At 59.8% G+C, this 19,921-nt stretch carries 16 protein-coding genes and 5 tRNA genes; 16 read left to right on the top strand and 5 right to left on the bottom strand.

Annotated features, from left to right (window positions below; all coding sequences use genetic code 11):
- Window positions 1–3 precede the first annotated feature (3 nt).
- On the top strand, window positions 4–357 hold the full coding sequence (locus VI215_08285) for a hypothetical protein (GenBank protein HEY6192303.1): 354 nt from the start codon (window positions 4–6) through the stop codon (window positions 355–357).
- On the opposite strand, the gene VI215_08280 is transcribed toward VI215_08285, so the two are convergent.
- From VI215_08280 to VI215_08260, 5 genes are read right to left on the bottom strand one after another with little or no spacing between them, the layout of a single operon-like run.
- Entirely contained in the window at window positions 314–1,585 is a 1,272-nt protein-coding gene (locus VI215_08280; GenBank protein ID HEY6192302.1) for a phospholipase D-like domain-containing protein, read from the bottom strand. The genes VI215_08285 and VI215_08280 overlap by 44 nt on opposite strands.
- Window positions 1,570–2,343: an enoyl-CoA hydratase-related protein gene (locus tag VI215_08275; GenBank protein HEY6192301.1), complete on the bottom strand. Its 774-nt coding sequence runs from the start codon at window positions 2,341–2,343 to the stop codon at window positions 1,570–1,572. Before VI215_08275 ends, VI215_08280 begins: the two co-directional genes overlap by 16 nt.
- 30 nt (window positions 2,344–2,373) lie before the next feature.
- The gene (locus VI215_08270) at window positions 2,374–4,260 is read right to left on the bottom strand and encodes a hypothetical protein (protein ID HEY6192300.1); all 1,887 of its coding nucleotides are present in this window, start codon (window positions 4,258–4,260) and stop codon (window positions 2,374–2,376) included.
- Window positions 4,261–4,278: 18 nt separating this feature from the next.
- Window positions 4,279–5,136, bottom strand: coding sequence for an enoyl-CoA hydratase/isomerase family protein (locus VI215_08265; GenBank protein HEY6192299.1), 858 nt, complete (start codon window positions 5,134–5,136; stop codon window positions 4,279–4,281).
- Window positions 5,133–5,435, bottom strand: a complete 303-nt coding sequence (locus VI215_08260; GenBank protein ID HEY6192298.1) for an EthD family reductase — start codon at window positions 5,433–5,435, stop codon at window positions 5,133–5,135. The genes VI215_08265 and VI215_08260 overlap by 4 nt, the downstream gene beginning before the upstream one ends.
- 175 nt (window positions 5,436–5,610) lie before the next feature.
- Between VI215_08260 and VI215_08255 the strand changes: the two genes are divergently transcribed.
- The 15 genes from VI215_08255 to rpoC all read left to right on the top strand — a co-directional run bounded on the left by VI215_08255 (window position 5,611) and on the right by rpoC (window position 19,895).
- A complete protein-coding gene (locus VI215_08255) occupies window positions 5,611–7,563 on the top strand; it encodes a DUF2723 domain-containing protein (GenBank protein HEY6192297.1) in 1,953 nt (650 codons plus the stop codon).
- A gap of 275 nt (window positions 7,564–7,838) precedes the next feature.
- Window positions 7,839–7,911 (top strand) — tRNA-Thr (locus VI215_08250).
- Between the two features lie 79 nt (window positions 7,912–7,990).
- Window positions 7,991–8,073 (top strand) — tRNA-Tyr (locus VI215_08245).
- A 36-nt stretch (window positions 8,074–8,109) separates the two neighbouring features.
- Window positions 8,110–8,182 (top strand) — tRNA-Gly (locus VI215_08240).
- Between the two features lie 66 nt (window positions 8,183–8,248).
- A tRNA-Thr gene (locus tag VI215_08235) sits at window positions 8,249–8,321 on the top strand.
- 63 nt (window positions 8,322–8,384) lie between these two features.
- Window positions 8,385–8,534, top strand: coding sequence for a 50S ribosomal protein L33 (gene rpmG, locus VI215_08230; protein ID HEY6192296.1), 150 nt, complete (start codon window positions 8,385–8,387; stop codon window positions 8,532–8,534).
- Between the two features lie 8 nt (window positions 8,535–8,542).
- Window positions 8,543–8,616, top strand: a tRNA-Trp gene (locus tag VI215_08225).
- Between the two features lie 36 nt (window positions 8,617–8,652).
- Entirely contained in the window at window positions 8,653–8,835 is a 183-nt protein-coding gene (gene secE / locus VI215_08220; GenBank protein ID HEY6192295.1) for a preprotein translocase subunit SecE, read from the top strand.
- Between the two features lie 10 nt (window positions 8,836–8,845).
- Window positions 8,846–9,394, top strand: coding sequence for a transcription termination/antitermination protein NusG (nusG, locus tag VI215_08215; protein ID HEY6192294.1), 549 nt, complete (start codon window positions 8,846–8,848; stop codon window positions 9,392–9,394).
- Between the two features lie 27 nt (window positions 9,395–9,421).
- The gene (rplK, locus tag VI215_08210; GenBank protein ID HEY6192293.1) at window positions 9,422–9,844 is read left to right on the top strand and encodes a 50S ribosomal protein L11; all 423 of its coding nucleotides are present in this window, start codon (window positions 9,422–9,424) and stop codon (window positions 9,842–9,844) included.
- A 51-nt stretch (window positions 9,845–9,895) separates the two neighbouring features.
- Window positions 9,896–10,591 (top strand): 50S ribosomal protein L1, encoded by a 696-nt coding sequence (gene rplA, locus VI215_08205; GenBank protein ID HEY6192292.1) that lies wholly within the window; start codon window positions 9,896–9,898, stop codon window positions 10,589–10,591.
- Between the two features lie 101 nt (window positions 10,592–10,692).
- Window positions 10,693–11,214 (top strand): 50S ribosomal protein L10, encoded by a 522-nt coding sequence (gene rplJ / locus VI215_08200; GenBank protein HEY6192291.1) that lies wholly within the window; start codon window positions 10,693–10,695, stop codon window positions 11,212–11,214.
- Window positions 11,215–11,253: 39 nt separating this feature from the next.
- A complete protein-coding gene (gene rplL / locus VI215_08195; GenBank protein ID HEY6192290.1) occupies window positions 11,254–11,634 on the top strand; it encodes a 50S ribosomal protein L7/L12 in 381 nt (126 codons plus the stop codon).
- A gap of 186 nt (window positions 11,635–11,820) precedes the next feature.
- On the top strand, window positions 11,821–15,597 hold the full coding sequence (gene rpoB / locus VI215_08190; GenBank protein ID HEY6192289.1) for a DNA-directed RNA polymerase subunit beta: 3,777 nt from the start codon (window positions 11,821–11,823) through the stop codon (window positions 15,595–15,597).
- Window positions 15,598–15,617: 20 nt separating this feature from the next.
- Window positions 15,618–19,895, top strand: coding sequence for a DNA-directed RNA polymerase subunit beta' (rpoC, locus tag VI215_08185; GenBank protein HEY6192288.1), 4,278 nt, complete (start codon window positions 15,618–15,620; stop codon window positions 19,893–19,895).
- Window positions 19,896–19,921 lie beyond the last annotated feature (26 nt).

Genomic DNA, 19,921 nt, shown 5'->3' with positions numbered 1-19,921 from the left:
CGCATGATCACGCTCTTCATTTTCTACCTCCACACGATTGCCGCGGTCACGTTCTATACGAAGCGCTGGCAGGAGGCGAACTGGAAGGAGGGGCTGCTGGCGGTCGGCTTTTTTGTCCTGATCTTCTCGGTGGGCTGGACGATGTCGACGTTTCTCGTCGGGCTGATCATTGCAGAAAAAGGATTCGGCCTTTGGCTGGACCGCGACACCCTCTCGCTGGCGCTCCTCACGGTGATGGAGTCGGCGTTCTATTATACCCAGTTGAAGAAAAAACGAAAGCGTCATCGCGCGGCGGAGCTCTCAGCCGCGCCCGTTACTCCCCGTGACGCCGGCTCCGATAGTCGACTTCCGCTCTGACGGCCTCGGTGTAGGGGCCGTCCCACCCCTTGAGAAAAATCCGACGGAGAAGTTTCGAGATTCTTCCGTTCTGCACGCTCACGCCCACGTTCCGGGTCGAGTAAAAATAACTCTTCTCCCAGTTTGCCGTTCCGATCCAGCAGCTCGCGCTGTCCACCACCAGGTACTTGAGATGCTCGACGCGGGCGAAGGAAACATACCCCTTCGACCAGTCGGGGATGACGCTGTATTTCACCTGGATGTTCGGGATCTGTGCGAGGCTCTTGAGGTAATCCTCCACCGGATGCTCCTTCGACCAGTCTGAGACGATCATCTTTACCTTGACTCCGCGCGCGGCGGCCCGGCGCAGGGCATTCTCGAGCACCGGATAGTAACTCTTGTCCCTCCCCACCGGCGAGTAGGTGAGGAACTGGCACATGACCCCGGAGGTCGCCCCGTCGATGAGACGCACGATCTGGGTTTCGTCCCAGAGGGCGGTGTCGGGGATCAGCCCCCTCGGACTGCACGTCGGAGAAAAAACGATGGTATCATTCCCCGGCTCGACAAGTTGAAACGGGGTGGAATAGTGCCCCGGAATCATCACGCGGGCGTCGATGATGACCTGCCGCTCCGCCGCCGTTTGAGCGCCCCTGCTCAGCTTTGAGAGGTCCCAATCAAGATTAAAAATATCTTCATAGACGCGGACCGCCTGCGGATGCCGCATGCGCACGCCCAGCTCGTGAATGTGCTTCAGCGCTCGCCAGTCGAAATTCTGGCTCCCGAAAAAAACCTCCGTGTTGTCGACGATGAAGTATTTGGCGTGCTGCACCCCGCCGGCGATCTGCCCGTAATCGATCACCCGCATCTCGATGTTCTTCTGTTTCCCGAACAGGTCTGCGCTTTCGGGATAGGTCTTATACATCCGCGAATCGACGAGGACCCGCACGGTTACTCCGCGTTCCGCCGCGCGGATGATCGCCCGGAGCACCTCATCGAGCGGTTCGCCGGCCTGGTTGGAAATGTAAAACTGCTCGATATCGAGCGATCTCGTCGCGCGGTTGATCATCTCCAGCCAGACTTCCCCGGTGTTCCGCACGTCGGGGTTGTCGAGAACGGTCTCAACGGGGATGCTCTCGACGATTTCGAAGTCGGGGTAACTCCCGCCCTGAGCCCGGGCCGATAACACGGCGCATGCCGCGACGGCAAGGATTGAGACGGCTCTCCTGATCATCCTCACGTTCCCCTCCATTCTGGCTTCCGCTTATCGACGAACGCTTTCATCCCTTCTTTCTGATCGTCTGATGCGAAGAGGAGGTAAAAATTCTTCCGCTCAAACTCCAGGCCCCCTTCGATGGTCGTGTCGAACGACTTGAGCACGGCCTCCTTCGCCAGCCGCACCGCGACGGGGGGTTTCGAGGCGATCTCCCGGGCGAGAGATTTCGCCTCCTCGAGATACGATTCGACGGGGACGACCTTGTTGACCAGGCCCATACGGACCGCTTCCCCGGCGCCGATCATCCTCCCGGTGAGGATCATTTCCATCGCCCTGGCTTTACCGACAGCGCGCGTGAGCCGCTGCGTTCCGCCCGCGCCGGGCATGACCCCGATGTTGATCTCGGGCTGGCCGAATTTCGCGCTTTCGGAGGCGATGATCATGTCGCAGCTCATTGAGAGTTCGCATCCTCCCCCCAGGGCAAATCCGCTCACGGCCGCAATGATCGGTTTCTTGATTTTGCGGATTCGATCCCAGCGGGCGAACTGATCGCGCAGGAGCATATCGACCGCGCCGGCGCCGGCCATTTCCTTGATGTCGGCGCCCGCCGCGAACGCTTTTTCATTTCCCGTGAGGATGATGACGTTGACGTCGGGGTCTCCGTCGAGTTGCTCAAGGGCCGCCACCAGTTCCTCCATCAATTTCATATTCAGTGCGTTCAGCACCTCGGGCCTGTTGAACTGTATGAGGGCGCATTGATTCTCCTTCGTGACAAGCAGCGTGGAATAGGTCATGGCTGGGGAGTAGGTAGTTGAGGATTCTGCTTACCTGATGAGTACCATTTTTTTCTGATCGATGAAGGGCTGTCCGGGCCGCGCCCCGGTACCCCTGGCGACAAGCCTGTACAGATAGATTCCGCTCGGGACCGATCCTGCGTGCCAATCAACCGAATGGACTCCGGCATTCCTCGGCCCGTTGACCAGCGTCGCGATTTCCCGTCCCACCGGATCATAGATTTTCAACGTTACGAAGGAAGCCCTTCCGAGAGAGAAGGAGAGTCTGGTTGCCGGATTGAACGGGTTGGGGAAGTTCTGGAGGAGGGCGAACCTGTCGGGCTTCCTGATTCCGTCGCGCACACTTTCGATGGAGTCTCTTACGACCGCCGATCCGCTGCCCATGAGGACCGGCGACGATTTGCCGCGGTTCTGCCACGATTGATGGAGCTTCCCGCCCCAGTTGTTCCAATCGTAGGCGTTGCCCGAATTTTCGTCCCGCAGGAAGTCGGCGTATTCCTTGCTCATCGTTTGATAATAGAGCGAAGCGCTCACCGTGGCGGCGGAGCCGGGGAGAACATAACGGACGCGGTCCCAGTACTGGCTGTCGGCGTAGGCCGCCCCGACCGGTTCCGCTCTTCGGAGCAGGAACCCCAGGTTGGTAAATCCTCTCGGCGGGATCCTGTTGTCGAAGAGGATCGTATCGTTCAGGAAGAAATGGAACGAGGGGCCCGCCTCGAGCCCCAGAGAGGATGCCGTAGAGGCCGTGAGGCCGTGGATCGCCTCGTAGATTTTGATTTGAGGATCATGTGCCAGGATCGCTGAATCGGGGTCATAGGAGCCCGACTCGAAGACGGTATCCCCCTGGGAATTCCGGGCGATGAGGTTGATCCACATCCTTCGCCCGTCGGGATAGCCGGTGGGCAGCTTGTGACCGCTGAGGTTCGTAATATTGACGAAGGCGATCGCGCTGTCGCCCGAATGGATCGCGCTGACATTCAATTCGGCGGCCCGCCGTAGCGTCGCCGCGGCCCGTTCAACTCCCTCGGAGAGCGCGGAGGTGTCGACCCCCGTGTAGAAATCCGGTATGATTTTTGGGGCGAATGTGTTGCCGCCGGTCAGGTCATGCTGTGCGATGTCCGTCCGGTACGGCACCGTCGGGTAGATACAGACATACCCGGAGGTGTCGGCCATATGGCACGACTGGCATGTCCCCGAGTCGCCCTGGGTTGCGTACCAGCTCATGAGCCACTCGCTGTACGTGCGCTCCAGGGGCCCGTACTCGTGAGGCGGCTGCGTCGCGCGATCCACCGCATACCTGGGATTGCTGACGTCATGGCAGACGCCGCAGAGCTCGCTCGATTTCTGGAACGCATCATACCGGGTCTGGTGGGGGGCCGCGACGCTGTCATACGGGCCCCTCTTGGGAATCGTCAGCTGTTGCACGGCATGCATGCCGTTGCCGTAACCCGGGACCGGCGTCGTGAAGGGGGAGACGGTGCTGTCGGGGTTGAGGGGGTCGACGGAACGGTGGCAGTAGTCGCACTGAACGCCGTCAAAATCCGTCCCGGAGAGGGCCTGCCCGGTGAAATCCTCGGAGTGCCCGGCGAGCCAGCCCATCGGTGAATGGCAGCGAATGCAGAATTCACCGTCACCCGTCCGGTACTTGTTTGTCGCGGCAAGAGCTGCGAAGAAAATGGGATCGCGGGCCGCTTGTGCCATCATGCTGCCGCTCCACTTCCGGTGGATCGTGATGGGACGGATGTCGGAGGTGGAATTATGGCACTGCGCGCAGGTGGAGGCCGAATTCGCCGAGTCGACCGTTCCGACCTGGGTTCCGGGGAGGGAGAGGAAGATCGACCGCGCGTGACGCACGCCGCCCGCACCGAGAAGTGCGAGCAGGAGGCAGAGGAATACAATCCGGCGGACAGGCCCCACGTTCACATGGCCTCCTCGTTACCTTCTACGATGTCCTGAGCCTTTTCTCCGGCGCAATTTCCGGTAGGCGACAGGACGTTTCTCGACGAATGCCCGGATACCCTCGCGGACTTCTTCCGAACCGGCATGAACCGTCAACCAATCCTTCAAATGGCCGATCGTCATGCTCCACGAGAAATCCCTCCAGAAATTGAGCTGTTGCTTCGCGTACCGGGTGCATTCGGGGAGCTTGTCGATGAGCGCCAGCGCCATTTCGTCGACTGCGGCGTCGAGGTCCTTTCTCGGGACGACGCGGTTCAGCAGCCCCCACTCGAGCGCTTTCTTCGCGGGGACCGGTTCGCAGAGCAGAATCATCTCGCGGGCCCGCCGTTCGCCGATGATAATCGGAAGCCATTGTGTGGCGCCGGCCGCCGGGACGCTCCCCCGGGCCACGCCGACATGGCGGATCGAGATATCCTCCGCCGCGATCGCGAGGTCGCACGAAATCTGGAGCTCGTTCCCGCCTCCGACCACCATTCCGTTGATCCGCGCGATTGTCGGTTTCCCGATCGTGCGAAGACGCTCGTAGGTTTCGATAAACACCCCCATCCACTTGTAGAAATCGGACGGCCGCCGCGTGAAATCACGATCCCACTCCTTGATGTCGGCCCCCGTGCAGAACGCCTTCGTCCCCGAACCGGTGACGATAACGACGGCAACCTGATCGTCCCAGCCCGCGTCCTCCAGCGCGGTCCCAAGCTCGATGAGCGTCTTGAGGTTCAGGGCGTTGTGGACTTCGGGCCGGTTGATCGTGATCGTGGCGCGCCCGCGCCGTTTTTCGTAGAGGATATTGCGGAAGCGGAAAGAGCGGGGGGGCTTGCCGGAATACACGCTCACTCCTGGATCTCCCCGAAAAAGACCGTGACGATCTTTGCGGCGAACGACATCAAATCCTTCGCCGCGGCCCGCCCTTCGGGGGAGGCGTTTGCGGAGTTCATCGCCTCCATGGAGTCGTAGTACATCTCCGCCATCAGAACATAGCTCGATTGGCCGATCGGCGTGCCGGTGATGTTCGTAATTTCCACCCGCCGGAGGCCGGGGGTTTTCCGGAGGAGAGGGAGATGGACGCGCTGATAGTGGTCGTCGAAGGCGGCCCTGTCGGGAGGCGGACCGTAGAGCGCGATAATTTTGACCATGGCGGCATGTCGAGGTTGCGGGAGGAAAGTTTTGCCTAATATACCGAGAGGTGCGCCGAGAGTCAAGCAGAACAAGTGCTTGCTGCCCGCTGAAGTGGATTTTGCCTCCGGGATTTGGTAACTTCTTTCCGCGATTTTCTTCTCATGACAAACCCCAAACCGCCCATCGATCGCCATGTTCCTCGTCTCCCCGGCTAGACGGCTCGAATATTTCGCGGCGGGGGTGATTTCACTTGCGGCTCTCGCCGTGTACATCCTCACGCTCTGCCCGACGACCGATTTCATCGACGCCGGCGAGCTGACGACCGTGGCAGCCACGCTGGGGATCGCCCATCCGACCGGATATCCGCTCTTCTCGATCGCAGGCTGGTTGTTCGCCCATCTTCCGCTCCCGTTCAGGACGGTCTACAGGCTCAACCTGATGGCCGCCTTCTTCTGCGCAGCCGGACTGTTCGTCTACTTCCGGTTCTTCGTGCACTTTCTCTCGACGATGTCGGTCAAAATCTCCCCTTCTCAGGCGGGGCGGGGGAGGGAGGGAGCTGTTCCGGACCGCGTCCGGGAAAAAGCCGGGCCCCGGACGATCCTTCAGGTCTACATCCCGGCCGCGGCGGGGACCCTCTGCCTCGGTTTCTCCGAAACATACTGGTCACAGGCCGTGGCCGTCGAAGTCTACTCGCTGCACCTGTTCCTGGTCGCGGCGGTACTGTATCTCTTCACGAAGGCGATCGCCTCTCAGGCTGAGTCGCCCGACGCGGGGCAGGGCCGCGCCGGGCCGCGCGGCATCTGGTATGCGTTCGCGTTCGTGCTCGGGCTCTCCTTCACGAACCACATGACGACGATTCTCCTCGCTCCGGGATTCCTCTACCTCTATTTTTCAACCTGCGGAGCAGGGCGCGGCTCCTGGAAGCGGCTGGCCTCTCTGGTCGTCCCCTTCCTGGCGGGGTTTTCCCTCTACCTCTATCTTCCGATCCGCGCCGCCCAGCATCCGCTGATGAACTGGGGGAATCCGGTCGATCTCGAGCGATTCCTGTGGCACTTCTCGGGGAAGCAGTACCGGGTGTGGATCTTTTCCTCCACCGAGACCGCGGGGCGCCAGTTCCGGTATTTCTTCGACAGCGTGCTGCCCGAGTTCGGTTACGCCCCCCTTGTTCTCGCGGCGGCGGGAGTCTCGGTTCTCTTTCTCCGGAAGAGGCGGGCGGCGATCTTCAGCGTTCTCCTCTTCCTCACCTGCGTCCTCTACTCGATCAATTATGATATCCACGACATCGACGCCTACTTTCTCCTCGCCTACATCACCATCGCCCTCTGGATCGTCCAGGGCGCGGCCTGGCTGATCGCGATGGCGGGGAGTCCGCAGCCGGCACGGTCGGTCGCCGCGCTCGTTCTTGCCGTCGCGCTCGTCCCCCTCTTCGTAAATTTCGGCAGGGTGAACGAGAGCAGCTCCTCTCTCGTGGAGAAGTATACGACCGACATGTTCAACTCGGTCGAGCCGGGCGGAATCATCATCACCTATGAGTGGGATTATTTTGTCTCGGCCGCGTATTACTTCCAGATCGTGGAGCAGGTCCGCCCCGACGTGGTTGTGGTCGACAAGGAACTCCTCCGGCGCAGCTGGTATTTCAAGCATCTGGAGCAAAGGTATCCCTGGCTGATCGAGCGGTCCCGCAAAGAACTCGACGCCTATCTCGCCGAGCTGAGGAAATTCGAGCACGATCTTCCCTACGACAACAGGACGATCGAGCGCAGGTATAACGACCTCATCCACAGTTTCATTCTCCACAACTACGGATCGCGGCCGGTCTACGCGACTTCTGAACTGGAGGCGCAATACACCTCCGGATACGCGCGGGTCCCGTCGGGCCTGGCGTTCCGCCTCTTTGCAGACACGCTCTACCACGCGATCACGTCTCCGCCCTACACGGTCCGGCCGCCGGAGCAACCGCGAAAGTACGAGGAGAATATCCTCTCCCTCTATGCAAGATCCTACCTGAACCGCGCCATCTACCAGAGCATCCACGGCGAGACTGCCGGGGCCCTCGCAAATGCGGATTCAGCCCTCCGGATCGAGCCGGGAATGACCGAGGCTCTCTCTTTGAAGGAAAAAATCGCAGGAATTGGCAAATTCTAAGGGTTTTCAAGGAGTTTTCCCTGACGTGGCACATTAATTGTTTGACATTTTGCCAATAATTGTTATATTACTGTGCTGAAATTGAAAAAATACCTCCCTTGCATCACACTACGACGCCCGGTATCTCGGACTCTTCGAGTTTGGTTGAAGGGGCGGGGAAGTATTTTTTTTTCGTTCTGGACCGGTGGTTCGGAACGCGCGGTGTGGTTCATGAGTCTGCGTTTCCGGGATCGCGGGTGCGGGTGGAATTGCCCGGCAAGCACCGCATCCTTGATGCTGGCGTAGCTCAGTTGGTAGAGCAGCTGACTTGTAATCAGCAGGTCGTTGGTTCAAATCCGACCGCCAGCTCAGCAGCGTTGGTCGGATTCGATGAGACGTGCGGCGATATGGACGGATGACGTCCGGGGTAAGGATGCCCAAAGGTTGCGGGCAGGTAGCGAAGTGGTCAAACGCAACAGACTGTAAATCTGTCGGCTTCGGCCTTCGGAGGTTCAAATCCTTCCCTGCCCACAAGAGATGGTAACGTGTCGTCCGGCGGGATCGATCGCGGGAGTAACTCAGTTGGTAGAGTCACAGCCTTCCAAGCTGTTGGTCGCGGGTTCGAGTCCCGTCTCCCGCTCTGTACGGTGATTCATCCCGGAGCCGGGGCCGGGTGGGACACCGGTACCATGAACAACGTCGGTACGCTTGCGTAGCTCAGTTGGTAGAGCACATCCTTGGTAAGGATGAGGTCATCGGTTCAATCCCGATCGCAAGCTCGCAGGCTCGCTGGCTCGCAGCCTCGGTAGAACGTCAACGCGTCGTAATAAGGAAACCCTTTCATGCGCGATATCATAACATTGGAATGCACGGACTGCAAGCGCCGCAATTACACCACCACGAAGAACAAGAAGAAGCAAAGCGGACGCGTGGAGTACAAGAAATACTGCCCCTGGTGCAATAAGCACACACAACACAAGGAAACCAAGTAAGGGTTCCTACGTCAGTAGCTCAATTGGCTAGAGCAGCGGTCTCCAAAACCGCAGGTTGGGGGTTCGATTCCCTCCTGACGTGCATGGTTTCAGACCGTCATTAAGAGAAGGATCGTTCATGAAGGAAAAAATCATTGCGTTCTTCACCGACGTCGCCAAGGAGATGAAGAAGGTAACCTGGCCCCGCCCGGAGGAACTGCGCGAGTCGACGATCATCGTGCTCGCCGTGTGCGGGGTGATCGCGGCGTTTGTCTTCGGCGTCGACTGGGTGGTGAGCAATGTGTTGAAGGTGATCTTGTAAGGATGATGGAGTGAGCGATCAAGTGCAGCAGAAGCGATGGTATGCGGTCAGGACCTATTCCGGGCATGAGAACAAGGTCAAGGCGCACCTCGAAAACGAAGTGAAGCTGGCGAATCTCGAGGAGAGGATTTCCTCGGTCCTCGTTCCGGCCGACAAGATTTTTGAAGTAAAGGACGGCAAGAAGAAAAGCAAGACGAAGACGTTCTTCCCGGGTTATATCCTGATCGAAGCGGTGCTGGACAAGGAGACGAAGTACCTGATCCTCAACACCCCGTCGATCATCAGCTTCGTCGGCCCCAGGAACGAGCCGACTCCCCTCCATGTGGAGGAAGTCCGGCGTCTTCTCGGCAGGATGGAGGAACGGAAGGATGTCGAGGTCGTGGAAGTGCCCTTCCATGTCGGAGAACCGGTGAAAGTGGTCGACGGCCCGTTCAATAATTTCACCGGGTATGTTCAGGATGTCAACGAAGAGAAAATGAAGTTGAAGGTCATGGTAAGCATCTTCGGGCGCAAGACGCCCGTCGAATTGGATTTCAACCAGGTGGAACTCGAAAGCTAACCACATTCCGGAACGGATGATCGATTCATGAAAAAGATAGTCGGGTTCATCAAGCTGCAGATTTCGGCAGGCCAGGCAAGTCCCGCCCCGCCGATCGGCCCCGCCCTCGGTCAGAAGGGCGTGAACATCATGGAGTTCTGCAAGCAGTTTAACGCGAAGACACAGGACAAACAGGGCCTCATCATACCGGTCGTGATCACGGTCTTCTCGGACAAATCGTTTACGTTCATTACGAAGACCCCTCCGGCCTCCGTGCTCCTCGCCAAGGCCGCAAAAGTGGAAAAGGGATCGGGAGAGCCGAACCGGAACAAGGTGGGGACGGTGACGAAGTCGCAGGTCCGCGAGATCGCCGAGATGAAAATGCCGGACCTGAACGCAAACGATCTTGAAGCCGCGATGAACATGATCGCGGGAACCGCCCGGAGCATGGGGATCACCGTCGAGGGATAAGCCGGTCTCCCGTTTCTCCCGGCCCTCGAATTACTTCGTAAGGATGAAGGCATGAAAAAGAGCAAGAGGTACCAGGCTGCGGCCAAGAAAGTGGATCAGAAGAAGATCTACACCGTTGCGGAAGCCGTGCAGCTCGTGAAGGAGATGGCGAGCGCGAAATTCAACGAGGCCGTCGATATCGCGGTCCGGCTCGGGGTCGACCCGAAAAAAGCGGACCAGGCGGTTCGCGGGACCGTCGCGCTTCCCCACGGAATCGGAAAGTCGGTTCGCGTTCTCGTTCTCGCCAAGCCCCCCAAAGACGAGGAAGCGCGCGAAGCCGGAGCCGACCATGTCGGCTTCCAGGATTACATCCAGAAGATCACCGCGGGCTGGGCGGATATCGATGTGATCATCGCAACGCCCGACACGATGGGGGAGGTCGGAAAGCTCGGAAAGGTGCTCGGGCCCCGGGGTCTCATGCCGAACCCCAAAAGCGGGACCGTCACGATGGATGTCGGGAAGGCCGTGAAAGAAGTGAAGGCCGGCAAGATCGAGTTCCGGGTCGACAAGGCGGGGATCCTCCATGCGACCGTGGGAAAGTCGGGCTTCGAACAGGAAAAACTCGTCGAGAACGTGCAGGCGTTCCTGAACACCGTCATCCGCATCAAACCGTCGAGCTCCAAGGGACAGTATGTGAAGAGCATCGCTCTTTCCAGCACCATGGGTCCGAGCGTCCGGATCGACAGGGCGGTCGTCGGGGCCCATTAAGAATTTGAAGTTTACGCACTCACTACCAGACAACCGTTTCCTGCTCCGCCCTGAAGGGCGGGGGCTTCTCAGGAGACACGCTTGAAGACCACGAGGAATTCATGAAACGTTCCGAAAAAGAGCAGATTATCTCCGCGATGAAGGAGCGGATCGTGAGGGCGAATAGTTTGTTCTTCGCAGACTTCACCGGCGTCACCGTCGAACAGGTCAACGAGTTGAGACGGGAGTTCCGGAAGTCGAATATCGACTATGAGGTCGTGAAGAACACGCTCGCACGCAAAGCGCTCGAGGGGGTCGGCGGCTACGACTCGGTCCTCGACAGGCTGGAGAGACCCACTGCCATCGCGTTCGCGTACGGCGACCCCGTCGCGCCCGCGAAGATCATCAAGAAGTTCACCGAGAAGCATTCGAAATTGACCGTCAAGGTCTGCGTCATCGAGAAGCAGGTGTTCGACGGCAAGGAACTGGACAAGCTTGCAAAGCTCCCCTCGCGGAACGAGTTGATCGCGGGCATCCTGGGGAGCATTCAGGCCCCGATGGCGGGACTCGCCGGCGCCGTTGGCGCGGTGGCGAGGGATCTTGTCTACCTCATCGATGCCATCGAAAAGAAAAAGGCAGCATAAGAATCCATTCACCATTTAATCGAACAAGGAGAAGCACCCATGTCAGGCATTCAGGAAATCGTTGAACGGATCGAAAAACTCACGCTCCTCGAAGCATCGGAGCTGAAAAAGGCGCTGGAAGAGAAGTTCGGCGTCACCGCGGCCGCACCCGTCATGATGGGCGGGGGCATGGCCGGCGGCGCCGCCGCCCCGGCCGCAGTCGAGGCGCAGACCGAGTTCACCGTCGTCCTCAAGGCGGCGGGAGCTCAGAAGATCAACGTCATCAAGGTCGTGCGGGCCGCGACGGGGCTCGGGCTGAAGGAAGCCAAGGATCTGGTCGACGGAGCGCCCAAGAACGTGAAGGAATCGATCTCGAAGGATGAGGCGGAGAAATTGAAGAAGGAGCTGGAAGAGGCGGGCGCGCAAGTCGAGCTGAAGTAGCCCCCCGGCCGGCGGCCCGAAGGCCGCCGTGCCAGTCCGTAGAACCATTTTTCACAACGAATTGTTCAAGGAGCGGTGAGTACATATTGTTGCCCGAACATAGCACCGATAATCAGTTTTAGGATTGGTTATCGGTGCCCTGTTTTCTCCCGCTTTCTCAACTCAACACCGTAAAAGGGTATGCCCGTGAAAACTCATTCCAATCACGTTGACGGCAGGATCACCTTCGCGAAGATTCCCGACATCGTCGGGTATCCGGATTTGCTCGATGTTCAGCTGGAGTCGTGGGACTATTTTCTCCAGGCAGGCGCTCCCCCGGACAAGCGGCACGACCGGGGACTGCAGCAGATCTTCAGGATGAACTTTCCCGTGACCGACGCCCGGGAAAATTATCTCCTGGAATTCGTCGAGTATTACGTCGAGAAGGCGAAATACTCCGTCATCGAATGCCAGGAGCGGGGCCTCACGTTCGCCGTCCCCCTGAAGGCGAAGCTGCGGCTCTCCACCAAGAGCGATGACGGAAAAAGCTACGTCGACACGATCGAACAGGAAGTGTACCTCGGGAACCTCCCCGTGATGACGCACCGCGGCACGTTCATCATCAACGGGGCCGAGCGCGTGGTGGTGAACCAGCTGCACCGCTCTCCCGGCGTCTTCTTCGACGAGTCCGTCCATCCGAACGGGCTTTCCATCTACTCCGCACGGATCATCCCCTTCCGGGGATCGTGGGTGGAATTCACGACCGACATCGCCAATGTGATGTACGTCTATATCGACCGGAAGAAGAAATTCCCGGTGACGACGCTCCTCCGCGCGCTGGGCTACTCCTCCGACGACGAGATCCTCCAGCTCTTCAACCTGGTTGAGGAGGTGGATCCCCACAAGGTCACCCTGAAAGAGTACATCGGCCGGATCGTCTGCAGCGACGTCGTGGACAAGAAAACCGGCGAGATCTTCATCAACAAAGACACGATGTTCACCGAGGAGCTGTTGAAGAAGGTCAAGAAATCGGACATCAAAAAAATCCGCTTCCTGAAGCAGGAGGGGGTGGGCGAGAGCTCCGTCATCGCCAACACCATCCTGAAGGACATCGCCCGTTCGAACGAGGAGGCCCTGAACGCGATCTACCAGCAGCTCCGGTCCGGCGAAGCGCCCGACCTCGACACGGCGAAGAATCTCCTGGAACGCCTCTTCTTCAACGCGAAGCGCTATGATCTCGGCGACGTGGGGCGCTACCGGATGAACGCCAAGCTCGGCCTGACCATCCCGGTGACGACCACGACCCTGACGAAGGAAGACATCATCGCGATCATCAACTACCTGATCGATCTCCAGCAGGGGAAGAAGACGGTCGACGACATCGATCACCTCGGGAACCGGCGCGTCCGGACCGTGGGCGAACAGATCGGCCAGCAGTTTAACATCGGACTCGCGCGCATGGCGCGGACCATCCGCGAGCGTCTCAGCCTCCGCGACCAGGAAAAAATCACCCCGCAGGATCTCGTCAACGCGCGGACGATCACGAGCGTGATCAACGCATTTTTCGGCACCAACCAGCTGTCGCAGTTCATGGACCAGACGAACCCCCTTGCGGAGATCACGCACAAGCGCAGGATGTCGGCTCTCGGACCCGGCGGTTTGACCAGGGAGCGGGCGGGTTTCGAGGTGAGAGACGTCCATTATACCCATTACGGCCGGCTCTGCCCCATCGAGACTCCCGAGGGACCGAACATCGGACTCATTTCGTCCCTCTGCGTTCATGCCCATGTCAATGAATTCGGGTTCATCGAGACTCCCTACCGGAAGGTGAAGAGCGGAAGGGTGAGCGACGAGATCGAATACATGACGGCGGAAATGGAGGACCGGTACACCATCGCCCAGGCGAACGCGGCGCTGGATGAGAAGGGAAAATTCGTGACCGAGCGCGTGAAGGCGCGGTTGCAGAGCGATTACCCGCTGGTGAAGCCGGAGGAGCTGCAGTACATGGATGTCGCTCCGAATCAGATCGCGAGCGCCGCTGCCGCGCTGATCCCGTTCCTCGAACACGACGACGCGAACCGCGCCCTCATGGGCTCGAACATGCAGCGCCAGGCGGTTCCGCTCCTCCGCCCCGAAGCTCCGACGGTGGGCACGGGACTGGAAGGGAAGATCGCCCGGGACGCCCGGACGATGATCGTCGCGGAGATGAACGGCGTGGTGGAGTATGTCGATTCGAATTCGATCGTGGTGAATTACGACATCGACGAGACGAACCCCGAAGCGCTCGTCAGTTTCGACGACAAGAAGAGGGTCGAGTATCACCTCATCAAGTTTTTCCGGACCAATCAGGACACCGCCATCAATCAGCGGGCGAACGTGAAACCCGGACAGTCCGTCCGGAAGGGGGACATCCTCGCGGACGGTTGTGCGACCGAGCACGGCGAGCTGGCCCTCGGGCGGAACGTCCTCGTGGCGTTCATGCCGTGGCTCGGCTATAATTTTGAGGACGCGATCGTCGTGAACGAGAAGGCGGTCTCCGAAGACACCTTCACCTCCCTGCATATCGAGGAGTTTGAGCTGCAGGTGCGCGATACGAAGCGCGGCGAAGAGGAGTTGACCCGCGAGATTCCCAACGTGAGCGAGGACGCGGTGAAGGACCTGGATGAAAACGGCGTCATCCGCGTCGGCGCGGAGGTCCTGGAAGGCGACATCCTCATCGGAAAGATCACCCCCAAGGGCGAGACGGAATCGACTCCGGAAGAAAAACTGTTGAAGGCGATCTTCGGCGAAAAAGCCGGCGACGTCAAGGACGCTTCGCTCAAGGCGCCCCCCGGAATGAAGGGGATCGTGATCGCGACCAAGCTCTTCAGCCGCAAGAAGAAGGACTCCGAGTCGAAGAAGGAAGACAAGCGCCTGGGCGAGCAACTCGACCGGGCCTACAAAAAGGCGATCAAAGGGAACGTCGAGAAGCTCGGACGGAAGCTGGGGTTGCTCCTGGCGGGCGAGAAGTCGGCCGGCATCCGGGATACCGGCGGCGAAATCGTCATCCGCGGCGGGACACAGCTCAAGGAGGAGACGTTCGTCAACCTCGAGGTGATCGAATCCCTCGACGCCTCCTCGGACTGGGTGGAGGACAAGAAGAAGAACGCGCTGGTCGCGAAGATTTATCAGAATTTCGTCCAGAAGCAAAAGGATGTCGAGGAGTACTACAAGCACGAGAAGACAAAAATCATGCTGGGCGACGAACTCCCCTCCGGAATCGTGCAGCTTGCAAAGGTGTATGTCGCCAAGAAGCGGAAACTCTCGGTGGGCGACAAGATGGCGGGCCGGCACGGCAACAAGGGAGTCGTCGCGAAGGTGGTGCCTCCCGAGGACATGCCGTTCATGGAAGACGGCACGCCGGTCGACATCGTCCTCAACCCGCTCGGCGTTCCCTCCCGGATGAACCTGGGCCAGCTCTTCGAGACGGCCCTGGGATGGGCCGGAAAGAAGCTCGGCCTGAAATACGCCTCCCCGATTTTTGACGGGGCGAGCTGGGAGGATGTCCAGGCGGAGCTTGCCAAGGCGAACCTCAACCCGAATTCCAAGGCGATCCTGTTCGACGGGCGGACGGGGGAGCAGTTCGACCAGGACGTGACCGTCGGCTTTATCTACATGATGAAGCTCTCGCACCTCGTCGACGACAAGATCCATGCGCGTTCCATCGGTCCCTACTCCCTCATCACGCAGCAGCCGCTCGGCGGAAAGGCCCAGTTCGGCGGCCAGAGGTTCGGAGAGATGGAGGTCTGGGCGCTTGAAGCGTACGGCGCGGCCAACATCCTCCAGGAAATCCTGACGGTCAAGAGCGACGACGTCTACGGGCGAGCCAAGCTGTACGAATGCATCGTCAAGGGAGACAATCTTCCGGAGCCGAACGTTCCGGAATCCTTCAACGTGCTGGTCCGCGAGTTGATGGGCCTTGGCCTGGATCTCAAAATAGAATAACGAACTCGGAGAGTCTGACAATGGCATTCACGCACGAAAATATCATCAAGAAGAATTTCTCGAAGATCACGATCACGCTCGCGTCGTCCGACCTGATCCTCTCGCGGTCCCACGGCGAGGTGACGAAGCCCGAGACGATCAACTACCGGTCGTTCCGGCCCGAGAAGGACGGATTGTTCTGCGAAAAGATTTTCGGCCCGGTTCGCGATTGGGAATGCCACTGCGGCAAATACAAACGCATCCGGTACAAGGGGATCATCTGCGACCGCTGCGGCGTGGAAGTGACCCAGAAGAGCGTCCGGCGGGAACGGATGGGGCATATTTCGCTCGCCGTGCCGATCGTCCATATCTGGTACTTCCGCTCGTCGCCCTCGAAGATCGGCAACATTCTGGGGCTGAGCGGCAAGGATCTCGAGCGGATCATCTACTACGAGTCCTATGTCGTCGTGCAGCCCGGGACCACCGGGCTCCATCAGATGGACCTCCTCTCCGAGGAACAATACTACGACGTGCTCGCCTCGCTGCCGGACAAGAATCAGGATCTCGAAGACACGGACGACAAGAAATTCATCGCGAAAATCGGCGGCGACGCGATCAAGGCGCTCCTGAAGCGGGTCGCCATCGAGGGGCTCGCGGCCGAGCTCCGGAGCGGTTCGAAGGATGAAACCGCGATTCAGAAGAAGCAGGAGCTGTTGAAACGGCTCCGCGTCGTCGAGGCGTTCCGGGAGCGGGAAAACGGCCCGGCCAACAAGCCCGAGTGGATGGTCCTGGACGTCATCCCGGTCATTCCTCCCGAACTCCGGCCGCTGGTGCCTCTCGAAGGGGGGCGGTTCGCGACGTCCGATTTGAACGACCTCTATCGCCGCGTCATCATCCGGAACAACCGCCTGAAGAGGCTCATCGAGATCAAGGCGCCGGAGGTGATCCTCCGCAACGAAAAGCGGATGCTGCAGGAGGCGGTCGATTCCCTCTTCGACAATTCGCGCCGGGTCAACGCGGTCCGGTCCGACAACAACCGCGCGCTCAAGTCGCTCTCCGATATGCTGAAAGGGAAGCAGGGGAGATTCCGCCAGAACCTGCTGGGGAAGCGCGTCGATTACTCCGGCCGTTCCGTGATCGTCGTGGGACCGGAGCTGAAACTGCATGAGTGCGGCCTTCCGAAAGACATGGCGGTCGAGCTGTTCAAACCGTTCATCATCCGGAAGCTGATCGAGCGCGGCCTTGTGAAGACCGTCAAGAGCGCCAAGAAGATGGTGGACAAGAAGGGCCAGGAGGTCTGGGAAATTCTCGAGAATATCATCGACGGGCATCCGGTCCTTCTGAATCGCGCCCCGACGCTTCACCGTCTCGGCATCCAGGCGTTCCAGCCGGTTCTCGTGGAGGGGAAAGCCATCCGGATTCACCCGATGGTCTGCACGGCGTTCAACGCCGACTTCGACGGCGATCAGATGGCCGTACACGTGCCGCTTTCGTTTGACGCCCAGCTCGAGGCGAGAATCCTGATGCTTTCAAGCCACAATATTCTCTCCCCGTCAAACGGCGCCCCGATCGTCCACCCGACCCAGGACCAGGTGCTGGGATGCTACTACCTCACGAAGTCCAAGGCCGGAGACCTCGGCGAAGGGAAGCTCTTCTCCTCGCCCCGCGAGGTGATCATCGCCCATAACCTCAACAGGCTGGGACTCCATGCCCGCATCAAGGTGCGGATAGACGGAAAGATGATCGAGACGACGACCGGCAGGGTGATTTTCAACCAGATCGTGCCCAAAGAGCTCGGGTTCATCAACGAGCTGCTCAACAAGAAGCGCCTGACGCAGATCGTGCAGACGGCGTTCCGCGGCTCGGGCAACCTCCGCACGGCGGAATTCCTGGATAATCTCAAGGACCTCGGGTTCGCCTACGCGACCAAGGGGGGATTGTCCGTGAGCGTCGGAGACGTGATCATACCGAAGGAAAAAGAGGAAGTCATCGGAAAATCGACGCGGGACGTCGAAAACGTGCAGAACCAGTACTATCGCGGGTTCATCACGAACGGCGAGAGGTACAATAAGGTCATCGATATCTGGACGCGAACGACGAACAGGGTGGCCGAGAGGCTCTTCGACGCCCTCCAGCACGCGCGCGACGGGTTCAACTCCCTCTATATGATGGTTGATTCAGGCGCGAGAGGCTCGAAGGAGCAGGTGCGCCAGCTCGCGGGAATGCGCGGACTGATGGCGAAGCCGCAGAAGAGCATGTCGGGAGCCACGGGGGAATTGATCGAAAACCCGATCATTGCCAACTTCCGCGAGGGGTTGTCGATCCTCGAGTACTTCATCTCGACCCACGGAGCGCGAAAGGGGCTCGCCGACACCGCGTTGAAGACGGCGGATGCCGGTTATCTCACCCGCCGGCTTGTCGACGTGGCGCAGGACGCGATCATCGCGGCGGAGGATTGCGGCACGATCCGCGGCGTCGTCACCGGACCGCTGAAGGAAGGCGAAGACGTGAAGGAGCCGCTCTCCGAGCGTATCCTCGGGCGCGTCGCCGTGCATGACGTGATCGACCCCCTGACCCGCAAGACGCTTGTGAAGGCCGGCGAGGAGATCGACGAGAAGAAGGCCGCTGCGATCGCGGACACGTCGATCGAGACGGTCGAAATCCGCTCCGTGCTTGCCTGCGAGGCGAAGCGGGGAGTCTGCGCGAAATGCTACGGGCGGAACCTCACCACTTCGAAGATCGTCGAGCCGGGCGAACCCGTGGGCATCATCGCCGCGCAGTCCATCGGCGAGCCGGGCACCCAGTTGACGCTCAGAACGTTCCACACCGGCGGCACCGCGAGCCTGATCGCGACACAGTCGCAGATCGTTTCGAAATTCGACGGAAGGGCCAAGTACGACGGCATCAAGTTCCTGAAGCAGGCGGACGCGGACGGGAGACTCATCGTGCTCGGCCGCAGCGGTGTGATCAACATCCTCGACACCGACAACCGCGTGCTCACCAAATACGACGTCCCCTACGGCGCGACCCTGCTCGTCACAGACGGGGCCCCCGTCAAACGGAGCGAGATCATCTACGAATGGGATCCGTATAATGCTGTCATCATTTCCGAGCATCGCGGCGTCGTCAAGTATCAGGACCTGAAGGAAAACATCACCTACCGCGAAGAACCGGACGAACAGACGGGACACATTCAGAAGGTCGTCATCGATTCGCGCGACCGGACGCTGAGCCCCACCATCAACGTCGCGAACGACAAGGGACAGAAAGTCGGAAGCTATATCATCCCGACCAGGGCCCACATGATCGTGAACGACGGCGAGGAGGTGCAGTCGGGGACGGTGCTCGTCAAGATTCCGCGCGACAGCGGAAAGACGCGCGACATCACCGGAGGCCTTCCCCGCGTGACGGAGTTGTTCGAGGCGAGAAGCCCCGCCGATCCCGCCATCGTCTCCGAAATCGACGGCGTTGTCAAGTTCGGCGCCCAGAAGAGGGGATCGCGCGAGATCAAGGTCATGAGCCACGACGGCCTGGACGAGCGCCATTATCTGATCCCCATGGGCAAACATATTCTCGCGCAGGAGAACGACGTCATCCGCGCCGGGGAGCGCCTCTCCGACGGGGCGATCGACCCGCACGACATCCTCCGGATCAAGGGTGTGGGGGCGGTCGAGGAGTACCTCGTCAACGAAATCCAGGAAGTCTACCGGATGCAGGGCGTGAAGATCAACGACAAGCACATCGAGGTGATCGTGCGCCAGATGATGCAGAAGGTCCGCGTCGTCGATCCGGGCGATACCCGGTTCCTCGAGGACGACCATGTCGACATCATCCCGGTGAACCTCGAGAACGAGAGCCTGAAGGATCAGGTGATCATCACCAAGAAGGGCGACGCGAAACTCAAGGAAGGCCAGTTGATCTCGAAGAAGAAAGTGCGCGAGGCGAACACCGACCTCCGGAAAAAGAGCAAGAAGATCGCGGAGTTCCGTGACGCGATGCCGGCCACCTCGGAGCCGATCCTGCTCGGGATCACGCAGGCGGCGCTCTCCACGGACAGCTTCATCTCCGCGGCGTCGTTCCAGGAAACAACGAAGGTGCTGACCGATGCCGCGATCGAGGGGAAGGTCGACCTGCTGCTCGGCCTCAAGGAAAATGTGATCATGGGCCACCTCATTCCCGCCGGCACCGGTCTGAAAAAATTCCGGAATGTGATCGTGCTGCCGAGAGAGGAAGCGCCCGCGCCGGAAGTGTCGCTGGTGCCCGAAGAAATGGTGCTCGAAAAGAAGAAAGTCCGGAAGAGGGAGAAGGCGGCGACCTGACCCCGGCGGGCCCGGCCGCGCCGCTC

This window comes from Bacteroidota bacterium, from assembly GCA_036522515.1.
Lineage (GTDB): Bacteria > Bacteroidota > Ignavibacteria > UBA10030 > SZUA-254 > VBOC01.
This window is presented reverse-complemented; position numbering and strand designations above follow the sequence as displayed.

What these genes read in the sequence shown, in the direction of transcription:
- VI215_08285 (HEY6192303.1), top strand. Translation starts at nt 4, where the DNA reads ATGATCACGCTCTTCATTTTCTACCTCCACACGATTGCCGCGGTCACG.
- VI215_08280 (HEY6192302.1), bottom strand. Translation starts at nt 1,585, where the DNA reads ATGGAGGGGAACGTGAGGATGATCAGGAGAGCCGTCTCAATCCTTGCC.
- VI215_08275 (HEY6192301.1), bottom strand. Translation starts at nt 2,343, where the DNA reads ATGACCTATTCCACGCTGCTTGTCACGAAGGAGAATCAATGCGCCCTC.
- VI215_08260 (HEY6192298.1), bottom strand. Translation starts at nt 5,435, where the DNA reads ATGGTCAAAATTATCGCGCTCTACGGTCCGCCTCCCGACAGGGCCGCC.
- VI215_08255 (HEY6192297.1), top strand. Translation starts at nt 5,611, where the DNA reads ATGTTCCTCGTCTCCCCGGCTAGACGGCTCGAATATTTCGCGGCGGGG.
- rpmG (HEY6192296.1), top strand. Translation starts at nt 8,385, where the DNA reads ATGCGCGATATCATAACATTGGAATGCACGGACTGCAAGCGCCGCAAT.
- secE (HEY6192295.1), top strand. Translation starts at nt 8,653, where the DNA reads ATGAAGGAAAAAATCATTGCGTTCTTCACCGACGTCGCCAAGGAGATG.
- rplK (HEY6192293.1), top strand. Translation starts at nt 9,422, where the DNA reads ATGAAAAAGATAGTCGGGTTCATCAAGCTGCAGATTTCGGCAGGCCAG.
- rplA (HEY6192292.1), top strand. Translation starts at nt 9,896, where the DNA reads ATGAAAAAGAGCAAGAGGTACCAGGCTGCGGCCAAGAAAGTGGATCAG.
- rplJ (HEY6192291.1), top strand. Translation starts at nt 10,693, where the DNA reads ATGAAACGTTCCGAAAAAGAGCAGATTATCTCCGCGATGAAGGAGCGG.
- rplL (HEY6192290.1), top strand. Translation starts at nt 11,254, where the DNA reads ATGTCAGGCATTCAGGAAATCGTTGAACGGATCGAAAAACTCACGCTC.
- rpoC (HEY6192288.1), top strand. Translation starts at nt 15,618, where the DNA reads ATGGCATTCACGCACGAAAATATCATCAAGAAGAATTTCTCGAAGATC.